The 25323-nt window shown below is 68.1% G+C and carries 22 protein-coding genes; 10 read left to right on the top strand and 12 right to left on the bottom strand.

Annotated features, from left to right (window positions below; all coding sequences use genetic code 11):
- Positions 1-214: 214 nt before the first annotated feature.
- The 5 genes from ABZX79_RS31870 to dnaA all read right to left on the bottom strand — a co-directional run bounded on the left by ABZX79_RS31870 (position 215) and on the right by dnaA (position 6652).
- Positions 215-799, bottom strand: coding sequence for a DciA family protein (locus tag ABZX79_RS31870; protein ID WP_355265488.1), 585 nt, complete (start codon positions 797-799; stop codon positions 215-217).
- Complete coding sequence (gene recF, locus ABZX79_RS31865; protein ID WP_355265485.1) at positions 796-1926, bottom strand: DNA replication/repair protein RecF; 1131 nt, start codon at positions 1924-1926, stop codon at positions 796-798. Before recF ends, ABZX79_RS31870 begins: the two co-directional genes overlap by 4 nt.
- Positions 1927-1960: 34 nt before the next feature.
- A complete protein-coding gene (gene gnd, locus ABZX79_RS31860; RefSeq protein WP_355265482.1) occupies positions 1961-2839 on the bottom strand; it encodes a phosphogluconate dehydrogenase (NAD(+)-dependent, decarboxylating) in 879 nt (292 codons plus the stop codon).
- 69 nt (positions 2840-2908) lie between these two features.
- The gene (dnaN, locus tag ABZX79_RS31855) at positions 2909-4039 is read right to left on the bottom strand and encodes a DNA polymerase III subunit beta (protein WP_355265479.1); all 1131 of its coding nucleotides are present in this window, start codon (positions 4037-4039) and stop codon (positions 2909-2911) included.
- Between the two features lie 873 nt (positions 4040-4912).
- Positions 4913-6652, bottom strand: coding sequence for a chromosomal replication initiator protein DnaA (gene dnaA / locus ABZX79_RS31850; protein ID WP_355265476.1), 1740 nt, complete (start codon positions 6650-6652; stop codon positions 4913-4915).
- Positions 6653-7018: 366 nt separating this feature from the next.
- On the opposite strand from dnaA, the gene rpmH reads away from it, so the two are divergent.
- From rpmH to ABZX79_RS31805, 9 genes are all read left to right on the top strand, one after another.
- Entirely contained in the window at positions 7019-7156 is a 138-nt protein-coding gene (gene rpmH / locus ABZX79_RS31845) for a 50S ribosomal protein L34 (protein WP_078606731.1), read from the top strand.
- Between the two features lie 18 nt (positions 7157-7174).
- Positions 7175-7546, top strand: a complete 372-nt coding sequence (rnpA, locus tag ABZX79_RS31840; protein ID WP_214967164.1) for a ribonuclease P protein component — start codon at positions 7175-7177, stop codon at positions 7544-7546.
- Positions 7543-7884 (top strand): membrane protein insertion efficiency factor YidD, encoded by a 342-nt coding sequence (gene yidD / locus ABZX79_RS31835; RefSeq protein WP_355265472.1) that lies wholly within the window; start codon positions 7543-7545, stop codon positions 7882-7884. Before rnpA ends, yidD begins: the two co-directional genes overlap by 4 nt.
- Positions 7885-7887: 3 nt before the next feature.
- Positions 7888-9123: a membrane protein insertase YidC gene (gene yidC / locus ABZX79_RS31830; RefSeq protein WP_355265469.1), complete on the top strand. Its 1236-nt coding sequence runs from the start codon at positions 7888-7890 to the stop codon at positions 9121-9123.
- A 16-nt stretch (positions 9124-9139) separates the two neighbouring features.
- Positions 9140-9652, top strand: coding sequence for a R3H domain-containing nucleic acid-binding protein (locus tag ABZX79_RS31825; RefSeq protein ID WP_355265466.1), 513 nt, complete (start codon positions 9140-9142; stop codon positions 9650-9652).
- A gap of 106 nt (positions 9653-9758) precedes the next feature.
- On the top strand, positions 9759-10475 hold the full coding sequence (rsmG, locus tag ABZX79_RS31820; RefSeq protein WP_355265463.1) for a 16S rRNA (guanine(527)-N(7))-methyltransferase RsmG: 717 nt from the start codon (positions 9759-9761) through the stop codon (positions 10473-10475).
- A gap of 253 nt (positions 10476-10728) precedes the next feature.
- On the top strand, positions 10729-11805 hold the full coding sequence (locus tag ABZX79_RS31815) for a ParA family protein (protein ID WP_355265661.1): 1077 nt from the start codon (positions 10729-10731) through the stop codon (positions 11803-11805).
- Positions 11802-12905 carry a ParB/RepB/Spo0J family partition protein gene (locus ABZX79_RS31810; RefSeq protein ID WP_355265460.1) on the top strand — a complete coding sequence of 368 codons (1104 nt, stop codon included), beginning with the start codon at positions 11802-11804 and terminating at the stop codon, positions 12903-12905. Before ABZX79_RS31815 ends, ABZX79_RS31810 begins: the two co-directional genes overlap by 4 nt.
- Before the next feature lie 307 nt (positions 12906-13212).
- On the top strand, positions 13213-13830 hold the full coding sequence (locus tag ABZX79_RS31805) for a GNAT family N-acetyltransferase (protein WP_214967151.1): 618 nt from the start codon (positions 13213-13215) through the stop codon (positions 13828-13830).
- An 80-nt stretch (positions 13831-13910) separates the two neighbouring features.
- Here ABZX79_RS31805 and trxA read toward each other — a convergent pair whose 3' ends face one another.
- From trxA to ABZX79_RS31770, 7 genes are all read right to left on the bottom strand, one after another.
- Positions 13911-14261 (bottom strand): thioredoxin, encoded by a 351-nt coding sequence (gene trxA, locus ABZX79_RS31800; RefSeq protein WP_355265456.1) that lies wholly within the window; start codon positions 14259-14261, stop codon positions 13911-13913.
- Between the two features lie 52 nt (positions 14262-14313).
- Entirely contained in the window at positions 14314-15288 is a 975-nt protein-coding gene (gene trxB, locus ABZX79_RS31795) for a thioredoxin-disulfide reductase (RefSeq protein WP_355265453.1), read from the bottom strand.
- Between the two features lie 125 nt (positions 15289-15413).
- Positions 15414-16307 carry a hypothetical protein gene (locus ABZX79_RS31790; RefSeq protein ID WP_355265450.1) on the bottom strand — a complete coding sequence of 298 codons (894 nt, stop codon included), beginning with the start codon at positions 16305-16307 and terminating at the stop codon, positions 15414-15416.
- Positions 16304-17017 (bottom strand): RNA polymerase sigma factor SigM, encoded by a 714-nt coding sequence (gene sigM / locus ABZX79_RS31785; RefSeq protein WP_355265447.1) that lies wholly within the window; start codon positions 17015-17017, stop codon positions 16304-16306. The genes ABZX79_RS31790 and sigM overlap by 4 nt, the downstream gene beginning before the upstream one ends.
- A gap of 29 nt (positions 17018-17046) precedes the next feature.
- Positions 17047-18762, bottom strand: coding sequence for a serine/threonine protein kinase (locus ABZX79_RS31780; RefSeq protein WP_355265444.1), 1716 nt, complete (start codon positions 18760-18762; stop codon positions 17047-17049).
- Positions 18763-18884: 122 nt separating this feature from the next.
- Entirely contained in the window at positions 18885-21083 is a 2199-nt protein-coding gene (murJ, locus tag ABZX79_RS31775) for a murein biosynthesis integral membrane protein MurJ (protein WP_355265441.1), read from the bottom strand.
- 160 nt (positions 21084-21243) lie between these two features.
- The gene (locus tag ABZX79_RS31770; RefSeq protein ID WP_355265438.1) at positions 21244-23592 is read right to left on the bottom strand and encodes a DUF6049 family protein; all 2349 of its coding nucleotides are present in this window, start codon (positions 23590-23592) and stop codon (positions 21244-21246) included.
- Between the two features lie 183 nt (positions 23593-23775).
- Here ABZX79_RS31770 and ABZX79_RS31765 point away from each other — a divergent pair, with 183 nt between their 5' ends.
- A complete protein-coding gene (locus ABZX79_RS31765) occupies positions 23776-25218 on the top strand; it encodes a CCA tRNA nucleotidyltransferase (RefSeq protein WP_355265435.1) in 1443 nt (480 codons plus the stop codon).
- Positions 25219-25323: the final 105 nt, after the last annotated feature.

The following is a 25323-nucleotide window of genomic DNA, read 5'->3' as shown; positions in this document are numbered from 1 at the left end:
CCCGCAAGCGGGCGGGATTGTGCACCAGTCTACCGGTAGCGCGGACACTCATGGGGGTTTGCCGGTACCTGAGTACCCATGTGCCGTCCTGAACCGGCGCCGTCCGACTCCCCATATCCGGGAAGGGGCTCCAAGAGGCTCACACGGGCATTCAGCGCTTCGGACTGTCAACCACCCACTACCGTGACGGACACCTCACGCGTACGCCCACACCTCAGCCGTACGTACCCCCCGGACCCGTACTCCCCGGAGCCCGCAAAGCACCAAAACGACGCGGCGGACCCCCCGGCCCCCAAATCTTGATCACCCGCACCGTGTCCCGGCCAAGATCAGCATTCAGCCGCGTCAACAGCTCCCGCTGCATCAACCGCAACTGCGTCGCCCACGCCGTCGAATCACACTGCACCGTCAGAACCCGCTCATCCTCGTCATACCGCTGCGGCACACAGTGATTCGCCAGATCCCCACCCACAATCTCCGGCCACCGGCCCATCACCCCGCCGACCGCCATCGGCATCTCCCAGCCGCGCTCCGTCTTCAACCGATCCAGTGCCGCCCCCAACGCCAACGGATCACGACCATCAACACCCGACCCCGACCGCACCCCACCACCACGCCTGACCTGCTTCTTCTGCTGCGCCGCAGCACCCCGCGCCCGCGCCTGCTCCTTCGCCGCACGAAGCGCCACCCGCGCCAAATCCACACCCACCGACTCACGCGCCTCCGGCGCCGCCGCCTGCCCAGGCACCTTCGCCGACTCCTGCGGCAACTCCCCGCCCGCACCACTCAGCCCACTCATACCCGCGCCACCTCGCCACCGGACACCACAAACCGCGCCCCCGCCAGCACCCCCGGCACATCGTCATCCACCGCAGCCGTCACCAACACCTGCTCACCCGGCGCCACCAACTCCGCCAACCGCTCCCGCCGCCGCGCATCCAGCTCCGCGAAAACGTCATCAAGCACCAGCACCGGCTCATTACCCTCGGAACGCAACAGATCGTACGAAGCCAGCCGCAGCGACAACGCGTACGACCACGACTCGCCATGACTCGCATAACCCTTCGCCGGCAACTGCCCCAGCTTCAACACAAGATCATCCCGATGCGGACCGACCAACGTCACACCCCGCTCGATCTCCTGCTTCCGCGCATCAGCCAACGCCGCGATCAACTGCCCGCACAGCTCCTCACGCGACCGCCCCACCCCGACACCCTCACCAACCGAACTCCGGTACTCCAACAACACCGGACCACCACCCGGCGCCAACTGCTCATACGCCTTGTCCGTCAGCGGCTGCAACGTCCCGATCAGGTCCAACCGCTGCGCCAGCAGCTCCGCACCCACCTGCGCCAGATGCTGATCCCACACATCCAGCGTCGACATGTCCATCGACCGGCCACCATGCCTGCGCGCCATCGCCGCCGACTTCAGCAACGTGTTGCGCTGCTTCAGCACCCGCTCGTAATCCGACCGCACACCCGCCATCCGCGGCGACCGCGCCGTGATCAGCTCATCCAGAAACCGCCGCCGCTCACCCGGATCACCCTTCACCAGAGCAAGATCCTCCGGCGCGAACAGCACCGTCCGTACGATCCCCAACACATCACGCGGCCTGACCTGCGACGACCTGTTGATACGCGCCCGATTCGCCCGGCCCGGATTCAGCTCCAGCTCCACCAGCTGCTGCCGCTCACCCTGCGTCACAGCCGCCCGGATCACCGCCCGCTCCGCGCCCATCCGCACCAGCGGCGCATCGGACGAAACCCGGTGACTGCCGAGCGACGCGAGATAGCCGACCGCCTCGACAAGATTCGTCTTGCCCTGCCCGTTCGCCCCCACGAAAACGGAAACGCCCGGATCGAGAGGGACCTCGACCCGGGCGTACGAGCGGAAGTCGGCCAGCGACAGATGCGTGACGTGCATGGCGTGCGCCGACCTTCTCCCAGCTCTGAACTGCTTACTTCTTCGACTCGACCGCGTGACCACCGAACTGGTTGCGCAGAGCGGCGATCATCTTCATCTGCGGGGAGTCGTCCTGACGCGAAGCGAACCGCGCGAACAGCGACGCAGTGATCGCGGGCAGCGGCACCGCGTTGTCGATCGCGGCCTCGACGGTCCAGCGACCCTCACCGGAGTCCGCGGCGTACCCGCGCAGGCCCTCCAGGTGCTCGTCGTCGTCCAGCGCGTTGACCGCCAGATCCAGCAGCCAGGAACGGATGACCGTCCCCTCCTGCCAGGACCGGAAGACCTCACGCACGTCCGTGACGGAGTCGACCTTCTCCAGCAGCTCCCAGCCCTCGGCGTACGCCTGCATCATGGCGTACTCGATGCCGTTGTGAACCATCTTCGCGAAGTGACCGGCACCGACCTTGCCCGCGTGCACCGAACCGAATTCACCCTCCGGCTTCAGCGCGTCAAAGACCGGCTGCACCTTCGCCACGTTCTCGGCGTCGCCGCCGTACATCAGCGCGTAGCCGTTCTCCAGGCCCCAGACACCACCCGAGACACCGCAGTCGACGAAACCGATGCCCTTGAGGCCCAGCTCCACCGCGTGCTTCTCGTCGTCCGTCCAGCGGGAGTTCCCGCCGTCCACGACCACGTCACCCGGCTCCAGCAGCTCGGCCAGCTCGTCCACGGTGGACTGCGTCGCGGCACCGGCCGGGACCATCACCCACACCACCCGAGGGCCCTTGAGCTTGGCCACAAGCTCCTCAAGGCTGTGGACATCGGCGACATCCGGGTTGCGGTCGTAACCGATGACGGTGTGGCCTGCGCGGCGGATGCGCTCACGCATGTTGCCGCCCATCTTGCCGAGGCCGACGAGACCGAGCTCCATCAGAGATTCCTTAAGCGTCGAGGCGAGATTCGTACCCAGGGCCGAGCCTACGCCCGGCCCGCAGGACCATCAGCCCGAGAGCCGCACCGGCATGATCAGGTACTTGTACGCCTCGTTCGCCTCGGCATCCACCGCCGGCCTGCCGCTCAGCAGCGCCGGCTTCGTGGACGTCGTGAAGGACAGCTGGGCGACCGGCGAGTCGATCGCGCTCAGGCCGTCGAGCAGGAAAGTCGGGTTGAAGGCGATCGAGATGTCGTCGCCGTCGAGGTTCGCGTCGACCCTCTCCACAGCCTGTGCGTCGTCGCTCGAACCCGCTTCGAGGATCAGCGCGCCCTGCTCGAAGCTGAGCCGCACCGGGGTGTTCCGCTCCGCGACCAGCGCCACACGCTTGACGGCCTCGACGAACGGGGCGGTCTCGATGACGGCGATCGAGTTGAACTCGGTCGGGAACAGCGTCCGGTACTTCGGCAGGTCGCCCTCGAGCAGTCGCGTGGTCGTACGCCGGCCCGCACCCTCGAAACCGATCAGGCCCTCACCCGCACCGGAGCTGGAGAGCGCGATGGTGACCGTGTCCCCGTTGGTCAGCGACTTGGCGGTGTCCAGCAGCGTCTTGGCGGGCACCAGCGCGACAGCCGACGCCTCCGGGTCCTCCGGCTTCCACATGAACTCGCGGACCGCGAAGCGGTAGCGGTCGGTGGAGGCCAGCGTGACCCGGTCGCCCTCGATCTCGATCCGTACGCCGGTGAGCACGGGCAGCGTGTCGTCGCGGCCGGCGGCGATGGCCACCTGGGCGGCGGCGGAAGCGAAGACCTCACCGGGAACGGTGCCGGTCGCGGTCGGCATCTGCGGCAGCGCCGGGTACTCCTCCACAGGCAGCGTGTGGAGTGTGAACCGCGAGGAGCCGCAGACCACGGTCGCCCGTACACCGTCTGTGGAGATCTCCACCGGACGGTTCGGCAGGGCGCGGCAGATGTCGGCGAGGAGCCGGCCGGAGACGAGAACGGTGCCGTCCTCCTCCACGTCCGCCTCGACCGAGACCCGCGCCGAGACCTCGTAGTCGAAGCCGGAGAGGCTCAGCGCGCCGTCCTCGGCCTTCAGAAGAAGTCCCGCGAGAACGGGGACCGGCGGACGGGCCGGAAGGCTGCGAGCCGTCCAGGCCACCGCCTCCGCGAGTACATCGCGCTCAACCCGGATCTTCACCGGAACCGCCTCCTGCTTGTTGCTGGCTCGCCCTGCTGGCCGTCGTGGTCTGGGGTCGTCTGGCTGTGTTGCCGGGGACCAGTCTGACGCACGGCACCGACAGTCGGTGCGGCTCGGGGTCAAGTCGTGGCGAGAGGCGCCGAGGGCTCCGGGCCGAAGTTGTGCACAGGCCCTTCTTCCCAGCGGATTCCGAGCTAACTCTAAGTGGGAGTAGTAGTAGGGCCTGTGGAAACGGTGGATAACCCCGTTTTCGCAGGTCAACGCCACTTTTTTGTCCACCGCGCCTGTGGGCGGAGCCGGTGGACAACTCGGTCTTTCTGTGGACGCCCGAAAGTTACACACACTCGGTGCACAGGCAGGGGTGACTTCTCCCCAGCGCTGTCCCCAGCTTTACCCACGTTCCCCACAGCCCAACCGACCTCCTTGGTGTGACCGCTTTCACTCGCCCCGGTGAGAGCGCGTGTTTCGTTGCCGAACAGTGGACAGAGGTGTGGATTAGCTGTGCACAAGCCGGTCCAGCCTGTGGGCCGCCGGTGGACAACCAAGATCACGCCCTGTGGACAGTTTTTCTGTCCACAGGCTGTGGACGAAGGTTGACCACAAATCCCCAGCCACCTGACCAGGGGTGATGAAGTCTCAGGAACCGCGCCTGTGGACCCAGTCTGGACAACTTTTGAGTCCCCAGGGTGTGGACGGAACATCCTGCCCTGTTCTGTGGAGAAGAGAGCCCTGCGGGCAGGTATTCGAACACCCCGGAGGCACGGAACGACTGCGGAACGACCGCTGGGACGCCCGCAGAACGACCGCAGAACGACGAAGGGCGCCCCGGGAGTTCGTCCCTGGGCGCCCTTCGGAGGGTCTCGCGGTGCCGCGTCAGCCGTTCTTGATGCGGTTGGTGAGCTCGGTGACCTGGTTGTAGATGGACCGGCGTTCCGCCATCAGCGCGCGGATCTTGCGGTCGGCGTGCATCACCGTCGTATGGTCGCGTCCGCCGAACTGCGCGCCGATCTTGGGCAGCGAGAGGTCCGTGAGCTCCCGGCACAGGTACATCGCGATCTGCCGCGCGGTCACCAGCACGCGGCTGCGGGACGACCCGCACAGGTCCTCCACCGTCAGCCCGAAGTAGTCGGCGGTCGCCGCCATGATGGCGCCGGCGGTGATCTCGGGAGACGCGTCCTCGCCGCCGGGAATCAGGTCCTTGAGCACGATCTCGGTGAGGCCGAGGTCGACCGGCTGCCGGTTGAGCGACGCGAAGGCCGTCACCCGGATCAGCGCACCCTCCAGCTCGCGGATGTTGCGCGAGATGCGGGAGGCGATGAACTCCAGCACCTCGGGCGGGGCGTTCAGCTGCTCCTGGACCGCCTTCTTGCGGAGGATCGCGATGCGCGTCTCCAGCTCGGGCGGCTGTACGTCGGTGGTCAGGCCCCACTCGAAGCGGTTGCGCAGCCGGTCCTCCAGAGTCACCAGCTGCTTGGGCGGCCGGTCCGAGGACAGCACGATCTGCTTGTTGGCGTTGTGGAGCGTATTGAAGGTGTGGAAGAACTCCTCCTGCGTCGACTCCTTGCTCGCGAGGAACTGGATGTCGTCGACGAGCAGGATGTCCACGTCGCGGTAACGCTTGCGGAACGCGTCGCCCTTGCCGTCGCGGATGGAGTTGATGAACTCGTTGGTGAACTCCTCGGAGCTCACGTAGCGCACGCGCGTGCCCGGGTAGAGGCTCCGGGCGTAGTGCCCGATCGCGTGCAGCAGGTGCGTCTTGCCGAGGCCCGACTCCCCGTAGATGAAGAGGGGGTTGTACGCCTTCGCCGGCGCTTCGGCCACGGCGACGGCGGCCGCGTGCGCGAAGCGGTTGGACGAGCCGATGACGAAGGTGTCGAAGAGGTACTTCGGGTTGAGGCGGGCGTGCGGCTCGCCGGGGCCCGGGGTGGAGGCCTGTGCGGCCAGGGGGCCGGGGGCGCCACCGCCGCCGGGCTGCATCGAGGAGCCGGGGCCGCCGCGGTGCGGGGCGGACTGGTCCTGGTGGTCGCGGCGCTCGGGGCGTTCATGACGCGGCGGCTGGTCATAGTGCGGCTGCTCGTACTGCTGGTGCTCGGGCGCCTGCTGCCGGTAGTCGTGCTGCGGGGGGCGGGAGGCGTACGGGTCGCGTTCCTGGAAGCCGCCGAGCCGGGGCTGCTGCCAGCCGTGGTCCTCCTGCGGGCGGGGCCAGGCGCCCTGCTCGTGGCGGGGCTGGCGGTAGTCGGGGTACGCGGGCCTGGCGGTCGGAAGGTCGTCCGCCGGCGGCCGGTGTCCGTAGGTGTCGTACGACTCGTGCTGGGGCTGCTGCTGGGGGGCGGGCTCCGCGGCGGAGTCGTCGACGGTGATCGCGATCCGGATGGGACGGCCGCACTCGCGGCTCAGCGTCTCGCTGATGAGCGGCGCGAGCCGGCCTTCGAGGACGCGCTTGCCCCATTCATTGGGGACGGCGAGCAGCGCGGTGTCGGCGACCAGGGCGAGCGGCTGGCAGCGCTCGATCCACTGCTTGTCCTTGGGTTCGATGCCCTGCTGGCCCTCTCCGAGGAGATGCTCCAGCACTCGTGGCCACACTGCGGCAAGATCGGCAGGTACGTCAGCCACAGGGCACGCTCTCTCACAGGTCCCACGAATGTGTGGTTCTTGGGACGGGATGGGACGGACAGGCAAGGACACAACGGATAAGAATCCAAGTTCATGCACGGTAGTCGCGGGTCGTCGCGTGCATCAAGTTGTTGTCCACAGCCTGTGCATAGTGGACCCTGGAGACGGGTCGGTTTGACCGGATGGCGTAGCCGCGCGTACCGTGACCAGGTCGAGTTGTCGATGGCTGCTGCCGCCTGCCTCCGATGGGCAATGATCACGGTCTGTGATCGTGAAGCGGTGCACACGGGCGTTGCGAGCTTCCTCGTGGGCGCACGGTGACAGCCAGGCGATGCCCCGCCACCACACCACTTCTGGAGCCCCCGAGTGAGCAAGCGCACCTTCCAGCCGAACAACCGTCGTCGCGCCAAGACCCACGGTTTCCGTCTCCGCATGCGGACGCGTGCCGGTCGCGCCATCCTGGCGACTCGCCGTGGCAAGGGCCGCACGCGCCTTTCCGCCTGATCACCTACAGGTCATGACGTGCTGCCTACCGAGAATCGGCTGAGGCGGCGCGAGGACTTCGCGACCGCGGTACGCCGAGGACGCCGGGCCGGACGCCCGCTCCTCGTCGTCCACCTACGCAGTGGTTCAACGGACCCGCACGCGCCTGGGGAGAGCGTTCCCCAGCCGCGTGCGGGTTTCGTCGTCAGCAAAGCCGTTGGCAATGCTGTCGTACGGAATGTGGTGAAGCGCAGGCTTCGCCACCTTGTCCGGGACCGTCTGTCGGAGCTGCCCCCCGGTAGCCTGGTTGTCGTACGGGCATTGCCCGGAGCAGGCGATGCCGACCATGCACAGCTGGCCCGAGACCTGGATGCCGCACTTGAGCGGCTGCTGGGAGGGGGCGCGCGATGAAGTACCCGTTGCTGGCTCTGATCAAGCTGTACCAGTGGACGATCAGTCCGTTGCTCGGGCCTGTCTGCCGGTACTACCCGTCGTGTTCCCACTACGGGTTTACGGCCATCGACCGGCACGGTGCGGTGAAGGGCACGGCCCTGACCGCCTGGCGCATTCTGCGGTGCAATCCGTGGTCGCCGGGTGGTGTGGACCATGTTCCGCCGCGCACTCGTCCGCGTTGGCACGAAGCGCTGCGTAATGCGTGGAGCGGCAACCGCGGCAGCAAGGGCGGGCAGCACTCCGCCGCTGAGATCAACCCGGCCGCAGAGCCCCCGCCCAATGCTCAAGGAGCCTGATTAGTGGACACGATTGCCAGTCTGTTCAGCTTTATCACCACCCCAGTTTCCTGGGTCATCGTCCAGTTCCACACGATGTACGGGGCGGTCTTCGGGCCTGACACCGGCTGGGCATGGGGTCTGTCCATCGTGTCCCTGGTGGTGCTGATCCGGATCTGTCTGATCCCGCTGTTCGTCAAGCAGATCAAGTCGACGCGTGGCATGCAGGCGCTCCAGCCTGAGATGAAGAAGATCCAGGAGCGCTACAAGAACGACAAGCAGCGTCAGTCCGAAGAGATGATGAAGCTGTACAAGGAGACGGGTACCAACCCGTTGTCCTCGTGCCTTCCCATCCTGGCGCAGTCACCGTTCTTCTTCGCCCTGTACCACGTGCTCTCCAGCATCGCTTCGGGCAAGACCGTCGGCGTTATCAATGACTCGCTGCTGGCGAGCGCGCGTGAGGCGCACATCTTCGGCGCTCCGCTGGCCGCAAAGTTCACGGACAGCGCGGCGGACATGGTGAAGTTCGACGCCTCTCTCCTCGATGTCCGCATCATCACCGCGATCATGATCGTCTTGATGTCGGCGTCGCAGTTCTACACACAGCGCCAGCTGATGACGAAGAACGTCGACCTGACGGTCAAGACGCCGTTCATGCAGCAGCAGAAGATGCTGATGTACATCTTCCCGGTCATGTTCGCCGTGATGGGCATCAACTTCCCCGTCGGTGTCCTCGTCTACTGGCTGACCACCAACGTGTGGACCATGGGCCAGCAGATGTACGTGATCCACGGGAACCCCACTCCGGGCAGCAAGGCGCAGGCTGAGCTGCTGGAGCGGATGCAGAAGTCGATCGTCAAGCACGGCAAGGTGCGCGGCCGGCGCCAGCGCAACGTCGTCAAGCAGATCGCCGACAAGGGCCGTGAGCGCAACGAGGCCGAGCGCAAGTTCGTCAGGGGCCTTGGGCTGGCGCGGCTGACCGTTCAGTCTGACGGCACTGTGGCGAAGGGTGAGCCCGAGGTCGAGTCCGAGGACGGTACGACGTCGGAGTCCGGCGCGAAGCGGCAGCAGCCCAAGCGTCTGACGAAGGCGCAGCGTCAGGCCGCCGCCGAACCTGCGGCGAAGACGTCGCTGCAGAAGGAAGAGCCGCAGGACGACAAGCCCAAGACGGCCGGCAAGCCTGCTTCCGGTTCCGCACGCCAAGCCAAGTCCGGGCAGCGCAAGGGCCAGCAGCGGCCCAAGCACCCGTCCAAGAAGTAATAAAGGAGTCCATCCCGTGACGGAAGGCACCACCTCCGCGGCCGCTGAGGGTGGCGACACCCTGACCCGCCTCGAGCAGGAAGGGGAAATCGCGGCCGATTACCTCGAGGGCCTGCTCGACATCACCGACCTCGACGGCGACATCGACATGGATGTCGAGGCCGACCGGGCCGCGGTCTCGATCATCAGTGACGCGGGCAGCCGTGATCTGCAGAAGCTCGTGGGCCGGGACGGCGAGGTGCTGGAGGCGCTTCAGGAGCTGACGCGTCTCGCTGTGCACCGTGAGACCGGGGACCGGAGCCGGCTGATGCTGGACATCGCGGGTTTCCGGGCCAAGCGGCGCGAGGAGCTCTCCGCGCTCGGCGCCAAGGCCGCGGACGAGGTGAAGAGCACCGGTGAGCCGGTGAACCTGGACCCGATGACGCCGTTCGAGCGCAAGGTCGTGCATGACGCGATCGCGGCGGCGGGTCTGCGCAGTGAGTCCGAGGGCGAAGAGCCGGAGCGCTTCGTCGTCGTTCTTCCGGCCTGATCGGCCTGTTTGTCTGTCGGCCCCGTCTGTTCGCAGGCGGGGCCGATCTTTGTCAGCCTGTTAGTCAGCCATCAGTTCGGTAGCGCGGTACGGAAGGACGGTCCCCGTGACGGAGGAAGCAGAGCTTCCCCAGGCGCCTGCAGAGGCACGGGCGGTATTCGGCGAGTTCTTTCCAGCGGCTGTCCGGTACGCGGAGCTTCTCGCGGACGCCGGCGTGAAGCGAGGCCTGATCGGTCCTCGTGAGGTGCCGCGGCTGTGGGAGCGGCACTTGCTGAACTGTGCGGTGCTCTCCGAGGTGGTTCCCGAGGGCGTCACGGTCTGCGATGTGGGTTCGGGGGCCGGGCTTCCGGGCATTCCGCTGGCGCTGGTGCGCCCGGACCTGAAGATCACATTGCTGGAGCCGCTGCTGCGGCGTACGAACTTCCTTCAGGAGGTCGTCGAGCTGCTGGGTCTGGAGCATGTGACGGTGGTGCGCGGCCGTGCGGAGGAAGTCCTCGGGAAGCTGCCGCCGGTTCATGTGGTGACGGCGCGCGCTGTGGCGCCGCTGGACCGGCTGGCCGGGTGGGGGGTTCCCTTGCTGCGTCCGTACGGCGAGATGCTGGCACTCAAGGGTGACACCGCCGAGGAGGAGCTGAAGAGCACTCGTTCCGCGCTGAGCAAGCTTGGTGTGGTGAAGACGGAGGTGCTTCAGGTCGGTGAGGGCGTGGTGGATCCGTTGTCCACGGTGGTGCGTGTGGAGGTCGGGGAGAGCCCTGGCGGGGTGCGGTTCGCGGCCAAGCGGGCCAAGGCGGCTCGGCCGTCGCGTACGCGTCGGCGGCGATGATCTGCCCTGTCTATCAACGATGCTCCATACAAGCTTCCATACGTATGCATTTGGGAGTGTCGTGAGGGTGTAGGTGCGCCGCCGGTGCATCGTGTTTCACGTGAAACGTCGCTCTTTGCTGCATGGAATCATCAGTCGCGGTCGTGCGGCTGCCGCGCCGCGCGACCGCAGGCCCGTGAGGGGGACGGAGTTGTCCACACAGGTGGATTCCTCCACAGAAGAACGGGCCTCGCTGGTTCATGACCCCGAAAGCATGGCAGGCTCTGTGCATTGCGAGCCTGAAGTCGAGGAGAGTGAATCCGTGCGGTCCGACGCCAATATCGCGGGGCCGATGACCGATCCGGTCCCCGGCCCCCGAACCGAATCGGCGGGGGAGGATGTTTCACGTGAAACACCGCCCCCGATGGACGACACCCCTATCGGTCGTGCTGCCCAGCTGGCGGTAGAGGCTCTTGGCCGTGCGGGCGAGGGCCTGCCCCGGCCCGAGCAGACCCGCATCATGGTGGTGGCCAACCAGAAGGGCGGCGTCGGGAAGACCACATCGACGGTCAACCTTGCTGCTTCGCTCGCGCTGCACGGTGCGCGCGTCCTGGTGATCGACCTTGACCCGCAAGGCAACGCTTCTACGGCGCTGGGTATCGACCACCACGCCGAAGTTCCTTCGATCTATGACGTCCTGGTGGACAGCAGACCGCTTTCCGAGGTGGTCCAGCCGGTCCCGGACGTCGAAGGTCTCTTCTGCGCACCGGCCACCATCGATCTCGCCGGTGCGGAGATCGAGCTGGTGTCGCTGGTGGCGCGGGAGAGCCGCTTGCAGCGGGCGATCCAGGCGTATGAGCAGCCGCTGGATTACATCCTCATCGACTGCCCGCCCTCCCTGGGCCTGCTGACCGTCAATGCGATGGTCGCCGGCGCCGAGGTGCTGATCCCCATTCAGTGCGAGTACTACGCGCTCGAAGGGCTGGGTCAGCTTCTTCGGAACGTCGATCTGGTGCGGGGGCATCTCAACCCGGACCTTCATGTGTCGACGATCCTGCTGACCATGTACGACGGAAGGACCCGGCTCGCCTCTCAGGTGGCCGACGAAGTGCGCACCCACTTCGCCAAGGAGGTGCTCAGAACGAGCATCCCGCGGTCCGTGCGTATCTCCGAAGCACCGAGCTACGGGCAGACCGTACTCACCTATGACCCGGGATCCAGTGGATCGCTTTCGTACCTGGAAGCGGCCCGCGAGATCGCGTTGCGGGGCGTCGGGGTGCACTATGACCCGCAGCATGCCCACTCGGGCAGCCAGAACAGCCAGCAGAGCATGTCGGAGGGGATCCAGTGAGTGAGCGACGTAGAGGGTTGGGGCGTGGGCTCGGTGCGCTGATCCCTGCCGCTTCGCAGGAGAAGCCGAGTTCGCCCGTAGGGTCGGCCTCGACGTCCCCCGGGGCCGTGCCGGTGCTGACCGCCGAGCGGGGGGTGGCGGCCGCGAAGGTCACGTCGCTTCCCGCGGGGGCCGTTTCACGTGAAACGCACGCTCCCGGTCAGGTGCCGCAGCCGGAGCCGGCGGGACCCGATGAGGTGGCCGGGGTTCACTTTGCCGAGCTTCCGCTGGATTCCATCAAGCCGAACTCGCGTCAGCCGCGGGAGGTGTTCGATGAGGACGCGCTGGCGGAGCTGGTCACCTCCATCAAGGAGGTGGGGCTTCTTCAGCCCGTCGTCGTACGGCAGCTGGGGCCCGAGCGCTATGAGCTCATCATGGGCGAGCGCCGGTGGCGCGCCTGCCGGGAAGCGGGTCTGGAGAGGATTCCCGCGATCGTCCGGGCCACGGACGACGACAAGCTTCTCCTCGACGCGCTGCTGGAGAACCTGCACAGGGCGCAGCTGAACCCGCTGGAAGAGGCGGCGGCGTACGACCAGCTACTGAAGGACTTCAACTGCACGCATGACCAGCTGGCGGACCGGATCGGGCGTTCGCGTCCGCAGGTGTCCAACACGCTGCGCCTGCTGAGGCTGTCGCCCTCGGTGCAGCGTCGGGTCGCGGCGGGTGTGCTGTCCGCCGGGCATGCGCGGGCCCTGCTGGCGGTGGAGGACTCCGAGGAGCAGGATCGTCTGGCGCATCGCATCGTGGCCGAGGGGCTGTCGGTGCGTGCGGTCGAGGAGATCGTCCATCTGATGGGCTCACGTCCGCAGAGCACTCCGAAGGCGAAGGGGCCGCGTGCGGGTGGCCGCCTGTCGCCGGCGCTGTCCGGTCTCGCTTCGCGGCTCTCGGACCGGTTCGAGACGCGGGTGAAGGTCGACCTGGGGCACAAGAAGGGGAAGATCGTCGTCGAGTTCGCGTCGATGGAGGACCTGGAGCGGATCCTCGGGACGCTCGCACCTGGCGAGGGTCGGGTCCTGGGCAAGGGGCTCACGGAAGAGGGCGCGGAGGGCGGCGAGAGCTGACCTGTCGCCAAGGGCTGTTGCAGGGCGGGCCGTGTCCGGAGCAATCTGGAACACGACCCGCCCTTTGCTTTCTCACGGCGTCCGTTCGATCGCCGGGTGGATACGATGCGTTCTGGTATGGCGCATCCACCTTGGTTCACTTGAGAAGGAGGGCGGGGGCCATGCGATCGGTGAGCCGCAGCCAACTGGTGACAGCGGGGCTGAGTGTCGGAGCGGTCGGCGGGTTCGTCGGCAGTCTGCTCCGGGAACGGGGCGCGCTGGCAGCCGCTCGTGACGCGGCAGGCCAAGGAAGTGAGGAACATCCTTCATGGGGCGTCGGCTCGTACCGCTCACGCTGGACAATCTTCCGGACCTCCCCAAGCGCTGCCGGTCCTGCGTCTTCTGGGAGCTTGATCCGGTCAGTGGAGAAGCAGCCGTAAAGGCGGGCACTCCGGAGCTGGAGAAGGAAGCCTGGATCTCGGCTGTCCTGCTCGAGTGGGGGTCGTGCGGGCGGGTCGTCTACGTCGACGAAGTTCCCGTGGGCTTCGTGCTGTACGCGCCGCCGGCCTACGTACCGCGCTCGACGGCTTTCCCGACGAGCCCGGTGTCCCCGGACGCTGTGCAGTTGATGACCGCCTGGATCATGCCCAGTTATCAGGGGCAGGGGCTGGGGCGTGTCATGGTGCAGACCGTTGCCAAGGATTTGCTACGACGTGGGTTCAAGGCAATCGAGGCTTTCGGCAACGCCCGCTGGACGGAGCCCGCTTGTCTGCTGCCCGCGGAACACCTGCTGTCGGTCGGCTTCAAGACCGTACGCCCGCACCCGCTGCACCCTCGGCTGAGGCTGGAGCTGCGGACGACGCTTTCCTGGAAGGAAGACGTCGAGCTGGCTATCGACAGGCTGCTGGGTGCGGTTCAGAAGGAGCCGGTGCTGCGTCCGCTGTGAGGGGTGAAAAACGTGTGTGGGCTCATCCCTGCCAGGGATGAGCCCACACACGTTTCACGTGAAACACAATCCGCCTACGGTCAGGCCTTGGTGGCCTCTTCGCCGATGAACTCCTCGAGGTCGCGCAGGAGAGCGGCCTTCGGCTTGGCGCCGACGATGGTCTTGGCGACCTCGCCGCCCTGGTAAACGTTCAGCGTCGGGATGGACATGACGCCGTACTTCGCTGCGGTGGCCGGGTTCTCGTCGATGTTGAGCTTGACGATCTCGATCTGGTCGCCGTGCTCGGCAGCGATCGCCACGAGCGACGGGGCGATCTGACGGCACGGACCGCACCAGGCGGCCCAGAAGTCCACCAGTACGGGCTTGTCGCTCTTGAGGACGTCCTCCTCAAAGGACGCGTCGGTCACGTTCTTCAGGTCGTTGCCGGCCACGGCAGTCTCCTTAACTTCAACTTCGGGTGGGGTGTGGGGTGGGGCGGGAGGATCAGGCGGCGGCGGTCTTCTCGGGCTCGGCCACCTTGTCGGTGTCGGCGAGAGCGGCCAGGAAGCGCTCGGCGTCGAGTGCGGCGGAGCAGCCGGTGCCGGCCGCCGTGATGGCCTGCCGGTAGGTGTGGTCGACGACGTCACCGGCGGCGAAGACACCGGTGAGATTCGTACGGGTCGACGGCGCGTCGACCTTCACGTAGCCCTCGTCGTCCAGCTCCAGCTGGCCCTTGAACAGTTCGGTGCGCGGGTCGTGGCCCACGGCGATGAACAGTCCGGTGACGGCCAGCGGAGTGGTCTCCCCGGTCTTGGTGTCCCGCAGCGTCAGGCCCGCGAGCTTCTGGTCGCCCTGGAGTTCGGCGACAGAGCTGTCCCAGGCGAACTTGATCTTCGGGTCGGCGAAGGCACGGTCCTGCATGGCCTTGGAGGCGCGCAGGGTGTCCCGGCGGTGGACGATGGTGACGGACTTGGCGAAGCGGGAGAGGAAGGTTGCCTCCTCCATCGCGGTGTCGCCGCCGCCGACCACGGCGATGTCCTGGTCCTTGAAGAAGAACCCGTCGCAGGTGGCGCACCAGGAGACGCCGCGTCCGGAGAGGGCGTCCTCCTTGGGGAGGCCGAGCTTGCGGTGCTGGGAACCCGTCGAGACGATGACCGCCTTGGCTCGGTGGACCGTGCCTGCGGTGTCGGTGACGGTCTTGATGTCGCCGGTGAGGTCGACGGACACGATGTCGTCCGGTACGAGCTCGGCGCCGAAGCGCTCGGCCTGGGCGCGCATGTTGTCCATCAGGTCGGGGCCCATGATGCCGTCGCGGAACCCGGGGAAGTTCTCCACGTCGGTGGTGTTCATCAGAGCACCGCCTGCGGTCACCGCGCCCTCGAACACCAGCGGCTTCAACGACGCACGCGCGGTGTACAGCGCGGCCGTGTAGCCGGCGGGCCCGGAGCCGATGATGATCACGTTTCGGACGTCGCTCACGGGTTATTTCCTCGTCTCTGCGGACTGCCTGCTGCCTACTGGGGGCCTGTCTAGGACTCTCACCCCACCCAACGGATCCTACGGGGCTTGCATTCCCGAGGTGTCCGACCCCATTCCGCGTGATGTCAACGGCGGGGATAGGCCTGTGTCAGCAGAATCTCACCCTTGGCGGGCGGAGCCGCCCCCTCACACGCGGCGTCGACGATGTAGGCCTGCACCCGTGTGACGTCGGTGGCGTGCGGGAGGACCAGGAGGAAGGCCTTCTTGCCGTTGTACGTCCCCTCCTGTGCGGCGAGCGGGACGGTGTTGCGGCCGGTGCCGTCCTGGACGCACTGGGGCACCGGTACATCCGTTTCCCGCAGGGGTGTGTGGGACTCGATGTCCATGGACGGGCCGTTCTCGGTCTTCTCGCCCTTGACCATCGGCTGCTGGGCGATCAGGCCCTGAACCCGGTCTTCGAGGGCCGTCTTGGAGAACCGGGGTCCCGTTTGCTTTGTGGCGGCCCTGTCGGCGGAGGAGTCGTTGCCGTCGGTCGACTGGAGCGTCTGCAGGAGGAGCGCGCCCATGCCGAGCGCGGCGGTCCCGAACACGGCGCCGAGGACGGCGGTGCGCCGGCGGCGCTTTTCCTTGCCGCCCCGGCCGGGTCCGGTGGTCGCGCGGGGGCGGCCTGCGGGGCGGTCCGCGGGGGCGGATTCGGCGGCGTGCGGAGCGGGCGCTGTTTCACGTGAAACATGCGCGGCCTCTTCGGGCGACGTGGCATCCAGGAGGGCTTCGGCGGCCAGGGCCGCGTCGATGCGGCCCGCGACATCGGCGGGCATCCGGTGCGGGCCGGGCAGGGTGCCGAGCAGGCCGCGGATTTCGTCCAGGGAGGCCTGTACGTCGGCGCACAGCGCACACGCGTCCAGGTGCCGGCGTACGTCCGCCGTGCGGGAGGGGGAGAGGAGGCCTTCGCTGAGATCGGAGATCTCCGAGACGTCCGGGTGCTGTGCTGTGTCGGCCCTGCCGGTCGTCGATGTCATGCGCGCCCACCTCCGCCCTTCACAGCAGCAGGATCACTCGGTCCTGCGTCCTTTGCTCCCGATGCCGGTGGGACGGATGCCCCGGGCGTCCGGTTCCTTCCCCCACCAAGGGCCTTGTTATCCCCGCCGGCCCCGGCATCGGTGCGCAGATGGGTGAGGAGTGGCAGCAGCCGGGCGCGGCCGCGCGCGCAGCGGCTCTTCACGGTCCCGGTCGGCACGTCCAGGACACGGGCGGCCTCCGCCACCGGATAGCCCTGCATGTCCACGAGCACCAGCGCGGCCCGCTGCTCCGGGGGCAGGGTGGCCAGGGCCGCGATGAGCTCTCTGTGGAGGTCCTGGCGCTCCGCAGGGGCCTCGGCGGACTCGTGGGGCTCCAGGAGCTGGTCCAGGCGCTCCGCGTCGTCGACGGGGGAGGTCTTGCGGGAAGCCGCTTTGCGGGCGCGGTCGAGGCAGGCGTTGACGGTGATGCGGTGCAGCCAGGTCGTGACGGCCGACTGGCCACGGAAGGTGTGGGCGGCGCGGTAGGCGGACACCAGGGCGTCCTGCACGGCGTCAGCGGCCTCCTCGCGGTCCCCCAGCGTGCGCAGGGCCACGGCCCACAGCCGGTCGCGGTGACGCCGTACGAGCTCACCGAAGGCGTCGGGGTCGCCTTCGACGTGGCCGGCCAGGAGGTCCTGGTCGCTTGTGGCGCTGAGCGCGGCGTCGTCCAACGGTGAGCCCCCTCCCCCTGGTGTGCCGGTCAGCCGGTGACCCTGATCTCCGAGATTCCGCCACGGAATCTGTTGGATGATCCCTCGGGCGGCAGTTCTGTGATGTGGATCAGGATGTACCGGGTCCGGACCGGCTTGTCGAGCGTGGCTTCCAGCTTGCCTTCCGCGAGCTCGAGTTTGGTCATCCGCTGCGGAAAATCGGAGACGGCGGCCGGATTCGACACCTCTTCCCCGGCTGCGAGGACTTCGACGGTCTGCCCGCTGCGGTACATGTCGATGTCGATGCCGGACACGTCCTTGACGCTGCCGAGATCGACGATGATCCCGCTGCCGTCCCTGCGGTGCGGGAGATTGCCGAAGTTGGCGAACCCCTGGTAGTGCGGGGTGATCCAGGCGGTGCCGGTCTCACCGTCGATGGTGTTCGGTACGTCCTCGGGCTCTATTCCGGAGCCGTTCGGGGCGAACACTGTGGCGTCGGCGATGCTCAGCGGCTTGGGGTCCGGCTTTTTGGGGGCCTCGTCGTCGTTCGGCTGGGAGGTCTTCGTGTCGCCGGAGTCCTGGCCGCGGTCCAGGAGGGTGTCCGCGAGCTGCCAGCTGCCGAGGCCGAGCGCGGCGATGAGCAGCGCGGCCACGCCCCACTTGAGGACCTTCCCGGTGCGGCTCTGGAGAGGGCGCGGCGGGACGGGGGGAATGGCCTGGGTGGCGGGGGCGCCCGGGTGCGGGCCGGGCCTGCCGTAGGTGCCCTGCTGGTAGGTGGTGCGCTGGTACTCCGGCGGGGCCGCGAAGGTGGGCTCCGGCGGGCGGATGCGGGGCATCGCGGCGACGGCCTTCGCCAGCTCGTCGGGGGTCGTGCAGGGCGGTTCCTGGCGTGAGGCGGTGGCGCCGTCGTTGACCAGGGCCCGCATGGCGAGCTCGGACAGACCCCGGTGGATGCCGGCGCGTACCTGGTCGGGGGCGATCAGACCGACGCCCTTGGGCAGCCCCGACAAGCCGTAGGCGTCCCGCTCGTACGGCCAGCGCTGCGTCAGGGCGGCGTACAGCAGTGCCCCGATCGCCTCGGTGTCGGTGCGCTGCGGGCGGTCGGAGGTGATGCCGCGCAGGGCGGCGTTCACCGCGAGACCCCGGATCCGGTACTGGCCGGAGGAGGTCCGCAGGATCGCACCCGGCGTGAGTCTGAGGTGGGCCAGGCCCTCGCGGTGGGCGGCGGCCATGGCCTGGGAGATCTGGCTGACGAGCTGGTACGCCTCGTGGGCCTCCAGCGGTCCCGCCGCGAGCAGCGCCGTCAGTTCCGTGGCGTCGGGCAGCCACTCGTGGACGACGTAGACGAGTTCGTTCTCCTCCACCGCGTCCAGGACCTGTACGAACCGCGGGTCGCCGAGCAGCGCCGACGAACGGGCCGCGGCGAGTACGGACCTGGCCCGCGGGTGGTCCGCGGGCAGCAGGTGCACGCCCACGGCGCGGCGCAGTTTCTCGTCGACCGCGCGCCAACTGCTGAAACCGTCCAGACGGGTGACGCACTCTTCGAGCCGGTAGCGCCTGGCGAGTTTGTGCCCGCTGTGCAGCTCAGGTGTGGCGATGGGGAGTTCGGCGCCGTGGTGCTCGCCGTCCGCGTCGCTCTTGTTGTCGTCCGCTGGCTCCTGGGCTTTTGCCACCCCGTCGGCCGTGGCCTTGTCCGCCTTGGCGGCCAGCGGTTCATCACCGCTGTTGTCTGCCACGTCGACGGCAGCCGTGCTACGTTCCGCCACCGTCGTTCCTGCCTCCCCATCCGTTGCGCGCTGTTGAACAGCCATGCCAATTGTGCCCACAGTCCGGCGCTATGCACGACACGCGGCGGCCGGTGATGGTTGTGCGGGGCCGCCCGGCCGGTTCAGCGGCCGAGGCGTCCGCGCACCATGCCGACCATGGCGTTGAGTTCCACGATCCGCATCCTCTTCGCGGCGAGGAAGAAGACTCCCAGGAGCACGATGCCGCCCGCGACCAGCGCCGCGAGCGATCCGAGGGCGTCGCTGCCCAGGACCCGCATGATGCCGAAGGCCGCGGCGCCGCCGAGGATCGCCGCCGGTAGGGACGCACCCGAGAGCCTGGCGTACGTACGCAGGACGTGCTTGCCGTCCAGGTCGCCCCCCAGCCGGTTGCGCAGGCGCCGCCAGGCCACACCGACGCCGATGGCGTACGCCAGCCCGTAGGAGCCCGCCATGCCCACCACAGCCCACTGGGCGGGCAGGACGACGTAACAGACGGCCGAGGCGGCGGCGTTGACGGCGGCGACGATGACGGTGTTGTAGAAGGGGGTGCGGGTGTCCTCGTAGGCGTAGAAGCCGCGCAGGACGACGTACTGCACGGAGTACGGGATGAGGCCGAGGCCGAAGGCCATCAGGATGAAGCCCATGGACTGGGCGCCCTCGTGGCCGGTGGAAGCGAACAGCAGCGTGCACATGGGGACGCCGAGTGCCAGGAACGCGAATGCGACCGGGACGATCGCGACGGCCGAGTTGCGCAGCCCCTGCGAGATGTCGTCGCGGACGGCACCCGGGTCGTTGTCGTGTGCGGCGCGGGAGATGCGGGGCAGCAGGGCGGCCATGACGGAGACCGTGATGATGGCCTGCGGCATGCCCCAGATCAGCTGGGCGTTGGAGTACGCGAGGATGCCCGCGCCGTCCCTGCCGGAGGCCTCGCCCGCCGCGGTGGCGAGCTGGGTGACGACGAGGACGCCGGCCTGGTTGGCGAGGACGAACAGGACGGTCCACTTGGCGAGCTTGACGGTCTTGCCGAGCCCGTGGCCCTTCCAGTCGAAGCGCGGACGGAAACGGAAGCCGGTCTCCCGCAGGTACGGGAGCATCGCCAGGGCCTGGACAGCGAGGCCGAGCAGGGTGCCGATGCCCAGCAGCCTGATGCCCTCGTCCGGAATGGTCTGGACGCCCATCTGGGATTCGGCGGAGGTGCCGTACACCCAGATGAACAGGCCGAACGTGGTGATCATGACGATGTTGTTGAGGACCGGGGTCCACATCATCGCGCCGAACTTGCCGCGAGCGTTGAGGATCTGCCCCATGACCACGTGCACGCCCATGAAGAAGATCGTGGGCAGGCAGTAACGGGCGAAGGTGACCGCGACACTGTTGGCCGCCTCGTTGCCGGCGATCTCCACGGACATCAGGCGGACCAGCAGCGGAGCCGCGAAGACCGCGACGACCACGATCAGGCCGAGCGCGACCATGACGAGGGTGAGGAGGCGGTTGGCGAAGGCCTCGCCACCGTCCTCGTCGTTCTTCATCGCCCGCACCAGCTGGGGCACGAAGACCGAGTTGAGGCCACCGCCGACGGTGAGGATGTAGATCATCGTCGGCAGGGTGTACGCCACGGTGAAGGTGTCGCCGAGCAGGGCCGCACCCAGCGCCGCTGTGATCACCAGGCTGCGTACGAACCCGGTGAGGCGGGAGACCAGCGTGCCCGCGGCCATCAGCGCGCTCGACTTCAGCACACTGGCCGCGCGCCCGGCGGGCTTCTTGGGCGGCGCGGGGGCCGGAGCCGGCTCGGGAACAGCAGCCGGGGTGGGCTGACCGGGCGCCTGCTGATCGCGATAGAGGTGGGCGAACGCGTCCTGCTCGGGGATCTCCTCGCCCGCCTTGGAGACCAGGTCGTCCACGCCCACGAACTCAGTGGTCGTCGGATCGTCGCCGTACGGCAGACGGCGCGAAGGGCCGTCCGGTTCGGGCGGCGGTGTCTGGGCCCACACGTGCGGATCCGGCGCATGCGGCGGCGCGGCCGGCTGCTGGTACAGCGGCTGCGGCTCCTGATACGTGCCGGGCGGCGGCGGGGGGTGCGAGGCGCGGTCGTACAGCGCCTCGGTCACCGGGTCCTGCGCGGAGGGGTCCTGGGAGCGGTACGGGTCGTGGCTGTAGGCGTCCTGGACATACGGGTCCGGGGCGACGTAGGGCTCCTGGGCGGACTCGGGATGCTGCGGCGACGGCACATGGCCTGCTGCCGGGGGCTCCGGGGGCACGCCCCGCAAGGGCGCGGTGCCACTCGCGCCCTGTCCACGGTCACCGTCGTACGGCGCGTTCACTGGTGCTCCCCTCGAGCTTCCTGTTCCGGCGAGCTGTGCCCCGTCGGCCGATCCTGTTGATCGTGTGGGCCGGCCGGGGATCCGGGGACTCTCCCCCGACATGACGCTGCATTGCAAGCCCACCTCATCGTCCCCGGCCGCAGACCGGCCACGGCGTAGCTCAACGGTCCACTTTCTCACCCGTGCCCGACGGGGCGCCGCTTTCGGGACCGGTGTCCGGTGTCGGGTCACTCGGCTGCTCGGAGTCGTCGCCCCCGTCAGCCCCCCCGTCAGTGTCGCCGCCGTCGCCGCCGTCCCCGTCGCCGTCGTCGCCGTTCGCTTCCTCGCGGGCCGCGGCGCGCTTGCGCTGGGTGTACATCCGGATGCCGGCGAGAACGAGCAGCAGCACACCACCGGCGATGACGAGCATCACGGTCGGCGTGAATTCGTTCACGTCGACCGTGAACTCCATCTGGCGGCCGTACGGCGTGCCGTCCTCGGTGTAGAGCTGGGCGGTCACCGGGACGGGGCCGTTGGCGTTGGCGGTGGCGGTGAACTTCACCGACTGGCTGTGGCCGCCCGCGATCTTCACCGGAAGCTCGGCGACGCTCTGGTCACCGTCCAGCTTGAGACGGGTCGGCTTGGTCGATTTGAGCCGCAGCACCAGGTGCTCCACACCCTGCACCAGCTGGTTCTGGACAGTCACGGGCACCGTCGCGCTGCGCCCCGACAGGGTCGCGTCGGACTTCTGGATGAGCTGCACCTCGTCGGTGAGGCTCACCAGATAGCTCTGCACCCCGTCGCGGTACTCCTGCGCCTTCGGCTCGCTGCCGCGCCACGACGTGGACATCGCGCGGTTGATCGCGTTGCCGAAGGGGGTGACCACCCGGTCGGGAGCGGTGAGGATCACTTTGAAGTTGTCGAGCTTGTCCTGGGTGGCCTTGATGTCCTGGAACGCCTTGGCCGGAAGCTCCTGCTTGCTCAGCGACCGGGGGTACGACGCCGGGCCGGGCACGTCGGTCGTCGCCCGGGCGTCGGGCTTGGCCTTCGCCGCCGCCACCAGATCCAGCGGCTGAGACCAGCGCTGGGCGTCGAGGCTGTGCAGGGCGCTCGCCATCGACTGCGCCTGGCTCGCGGACGGCAGCCGCTGCGGGGCGACCACGACGCTGCGCTGCTTCTCCTGGTCCTGGAGTGTCACCGCCAGGGTCTGGGCCAGGAATTTCTGGACGGCCAGGGTGGAATCCCCGGCCTTCGCCATGTCGCCCTCGAAGGCGGTGGACAGCCGGGCGTCGGCGACCACCGCGTTGGTGCCGCCGCCGATCGGCCGGGCAGCGGTGGGCGTGTACGGCAGGCCGCCCGTCTCGTGGAGGCTGTCGCTGCGGGCGATCACGTTGTGCGCGCCGGCCGAGGTGGCGACATCGACGACCGACGGGTCGACGGCGCCGTTCACCGGCCACGCGAAGTCGGTGGAGGGTTCCGTGTGGAGGATCGACTTCACGGCTGTCGCCGCGACGTCGGTCGCGCGCCGCAGGTGGCTGAGGGAGCCCGGAACGTCCTTGCCCCGGTGTGCCAGCGAGGCCAGATCGGGGTCGGCGAACGGCAGCGCGACGACCTTCCGGCCGCTGACCGCCTTCTGGAGATCGCTCAGCCACCGGTTGGCCACGGTCTGGTACTTGCCCGGGACGGTCGTTTCACCGTCCTGGGACTTGACCTGATAGCTCTCCGTCATGGCGTTGACGGTGGCGAGCAGGTCCGGGTCGACGACCCAGGTCACCGGCAGCTCATTGCCGAGCGACACGAGCTGGTTCAGCCGCCCGCCCGGGGCGAGCTCCGCGCCGAGGTTGTCGTTCTCGAAGACCGGCGTCTGCTGCTCGTCCGACCCCGTCTCCGCGGTGACATGCGTCGAGGAGATCAGCGGCCAGAGATAGGTGAGCTGGGTCTTCTTCTCCGTGGCCTCGGGCTGCCAGGGGAGGAAGGTCTTCCGGACGCCCAGCGTCTGCTCGTACGGACGGCTCTGGGTCTGCCCCGACAGGGACACCCCGAGCTGGTAGACGCCCTGGTCGTCAAGATCCAGCTTGTCGACCGGCACGGTGATGCTGAAGTCCTCGCTGATGCCGGCAGGGAGCGTCGCGAATTTCTTCGTGAATTTCCCGCCGAGCTCCGCGGGGGCACGGGCGTCCGCTTCCTGGCTGCGCTGGTCCACGGCGTCGATCGCCGCCCTGCTGGACAGCCGCGGGCCCACGCCGATCCCGACATGAGCGTCGGTGATGGCTTCCTTGCCCCGGTTGGTGACCGTGCCGGAGACGGTGACCTCGTCTCCCTCCACCGGGGCACCGGGGGTCAGTGCGTCCAGGGACACATCAACCGTGCGCGAGCCCGTGGCGTCCTCGGCGGCCTGCGCGGGCGCGGCAGCCGGGAGATACAGGAGACCCGCCAGCACCGGGGCACCGACGAGGAGCCCTGCCGTGCGCCGCAGCCACCGGCGGGCAGGTGAGGGAACCATCCCCTGAAAGTCTGCCGCCTCGGCCACGCCCACGCCCGTCCCTAGTCGTCGTCTGCTGTCGGTGTTGGTTGTCGGTTCTTGCGTCCACGCATGGTAACGAGGTGCGCTGTGGCGAAGTGCTGCCCACTGCTCCACATGATCGGAAGAGTCTTGTCGGGCGGCAATAAACGGGGAGGCTTCGGCCGGCCGGGGCACGTACCCTTTTCTGTTGTGCCGAACGCCAACGAAGACAACCCCAGCGCCCTCAATCAGGTGCAGCGCCGCGCGGTCAGCGAACTGCTGCGTGTCTCACCTGTCGCCGACGATCTCGCGCGCCGTTTCCAGGAGGCGGGCTTCAGTCTCGCGCTCGTCGGCGGATCGGTCAGGGACGCGTTGCTCGGCCGCCTCGGCAACGACCTGGACTTCACGACCGACGCCCGCCCCGAGGACGTACTAAAGATCGTCCGGCCGTGGGCGGACTCCGTGTGGGAGGTGGGAATCGCCTTCGGCACGGTGGGGTGCCAGAAGGCGGGCTACCAGATCGAGGTCACGACGTACCGCTCCGAGGCCTACGACAGGACCTCCCGCAAGCCCGAGGTGTCCTACGGCGACTCCATCGAGGAAGACCTCGTACGCCGCGACTTCACCGTGAACGCGATGGCGGTCGCACTCCCGGAGAAGGAGTTCATCGACCCGCACGGCGGCCTGGAGGACCTCGCTGCCCGCGTCCTGCGCACGCCCGGGACCCCTGAGGAGTCGTTCTCCGACGACCCGCTGCGCATGATGCGCGCCGCGCGGTTCGCCGCTCAGCTCGACTTCGAGGTGGCTCCCGAGGTGGTCGCCGCGATGACGGCGATGTCCGGACGCATTGAAATCGTCTCGGCTGAACGGGTGCGTGACGAGCTCAACAAGCTGATTCTCTCCCCGAACCCGCGCAAGGGACTGAGACTGCTTGTCGACAGTGGCCTCGCCGGATTCGTGCTGCCCGAGCTGCCCCAGCTGCGTCTGGAAAGTGATGAGCATCACAAGCACAAGGACGTCTACGAGCACTCGCTGACCGTCCTGGAGCAGGCCATGGACCTCGAAGAGGACGGGCCCGACCTCGTGCTGCGGCTCGCGGCGCTGCTGCACGACATCGGGAAGCCGCGGACGCGGCGCTTCGAGTCGGACGGCCGTGTCTCCTTCCATCACCACGAGGTGGTGGGCGCGAAGATGACCAAGAAGCGCATGACCGCCCTGAAGTACTCGAACGACCTGATCAAGGACGTCGCGACCCTCGTGGAGCTGCACCTGCGCTTCCACGGGTACGGCACCGGCGAATGGACCGACTCCGCCGTACGCCGGTACGTACGTGACGCGGGCCCCCAGCTGGAGCGGCTGCACAAGCTGACCCGCTCGGACTGCACCACGCGCAACAAGCGCAAGGCGAGTGCGCTGTCACGGGCGTACGACGGGCTTGAGGAGCGCATCGCGCAGCTTCAGGAGCAGGAGGAGCTGGACTCCATCCGGCCCGATCTGGACGGCAACCAGATCATGGAGATCCTTGGCATCGGACCCGGCCCGGCGATCGGCAAGGCGTACAAGTTCCTGCTGGAGCTGCGTCTGGAGAACGGGCCGATGGAACACGATGCGGCGGTCGCGGCGCTCAAGGAGTGGTGGGCGACGCAGAGCTGAGGTCATGTTTCACGTGAAACAGGTCTGGCCAGACGCGGGTTCCTGTTCGGCGGCTCCACCGGCACGGTGGTCAGCGGCGCGATGGGATGGCTGGACCAGCACGAC

Origin of the sequence: Streptomyces sp. NPDC002994 (genome assembly GCF_040611155.1) — a bacterium.
In the GTDB taxonomy this organism is placed as follows: domain Bacteria; phylum Actinomycetota; class Actinomycetes; order Streptomycetales; family Streptomycetaceae; genus Streptomyces.
Note: the sequence above shows the minus strand (reverse complement) of the source record. Positions and strands in the feature narration are given on the sequence as shown.

Bases quoted from the DNA above. Each gene is read 5' to 3' on its own strand.
- ABZX79_RS31870 (WP_355265488.1), bottom strand. From the start codon at position 799: ATGAGTGGGCTGAGTGGTGCGGGCGGGGAGTTGCCGCAGGAGTCGGCG.
- recF (WP_355265485.1), bottom strand. From the start codon at position 1,926: ATGCACGTCACGCATCTGTCGCTGGCCGACTTCCGCTCGTACGCCCGG.
- gnd (WP_355265482.1), bottom strand. From the start codon at position 2,839: ATGGAGCTCGGTCTCGTCGGCCTCGGCAAGATGGGCGGCAACATGCGT.
- yidD (WP_355265472.1), top strand. From the start codon at position 7,543: ATGAAGTACCCGTTGCTGGCTCTGATCAAGCTGTACCAGTGGACGATC.
- ABZX79_RS31815 (WP_355265661.1), top strand. From the start codon at position 10,729: ATGGCAGGCTCTGTGCATTGCGAGCCTGAAGTCGAGGAGAGTGAATCC.
- ABZX79_RS31805 (WP_214967151.1), top strand. From the start codon at position 13,213: ATGGGGCGTCGGCTCGTACCGCTCACGCTGGACAATCTTCCGGACCTC.
- ABZX79_RS31790 (WP_355265450.1), bottom strand. From the start codon at position 16,307: ATGACATCGACGACCGGCAGGGCCGACACAGCACAGCACCCGGACGTC.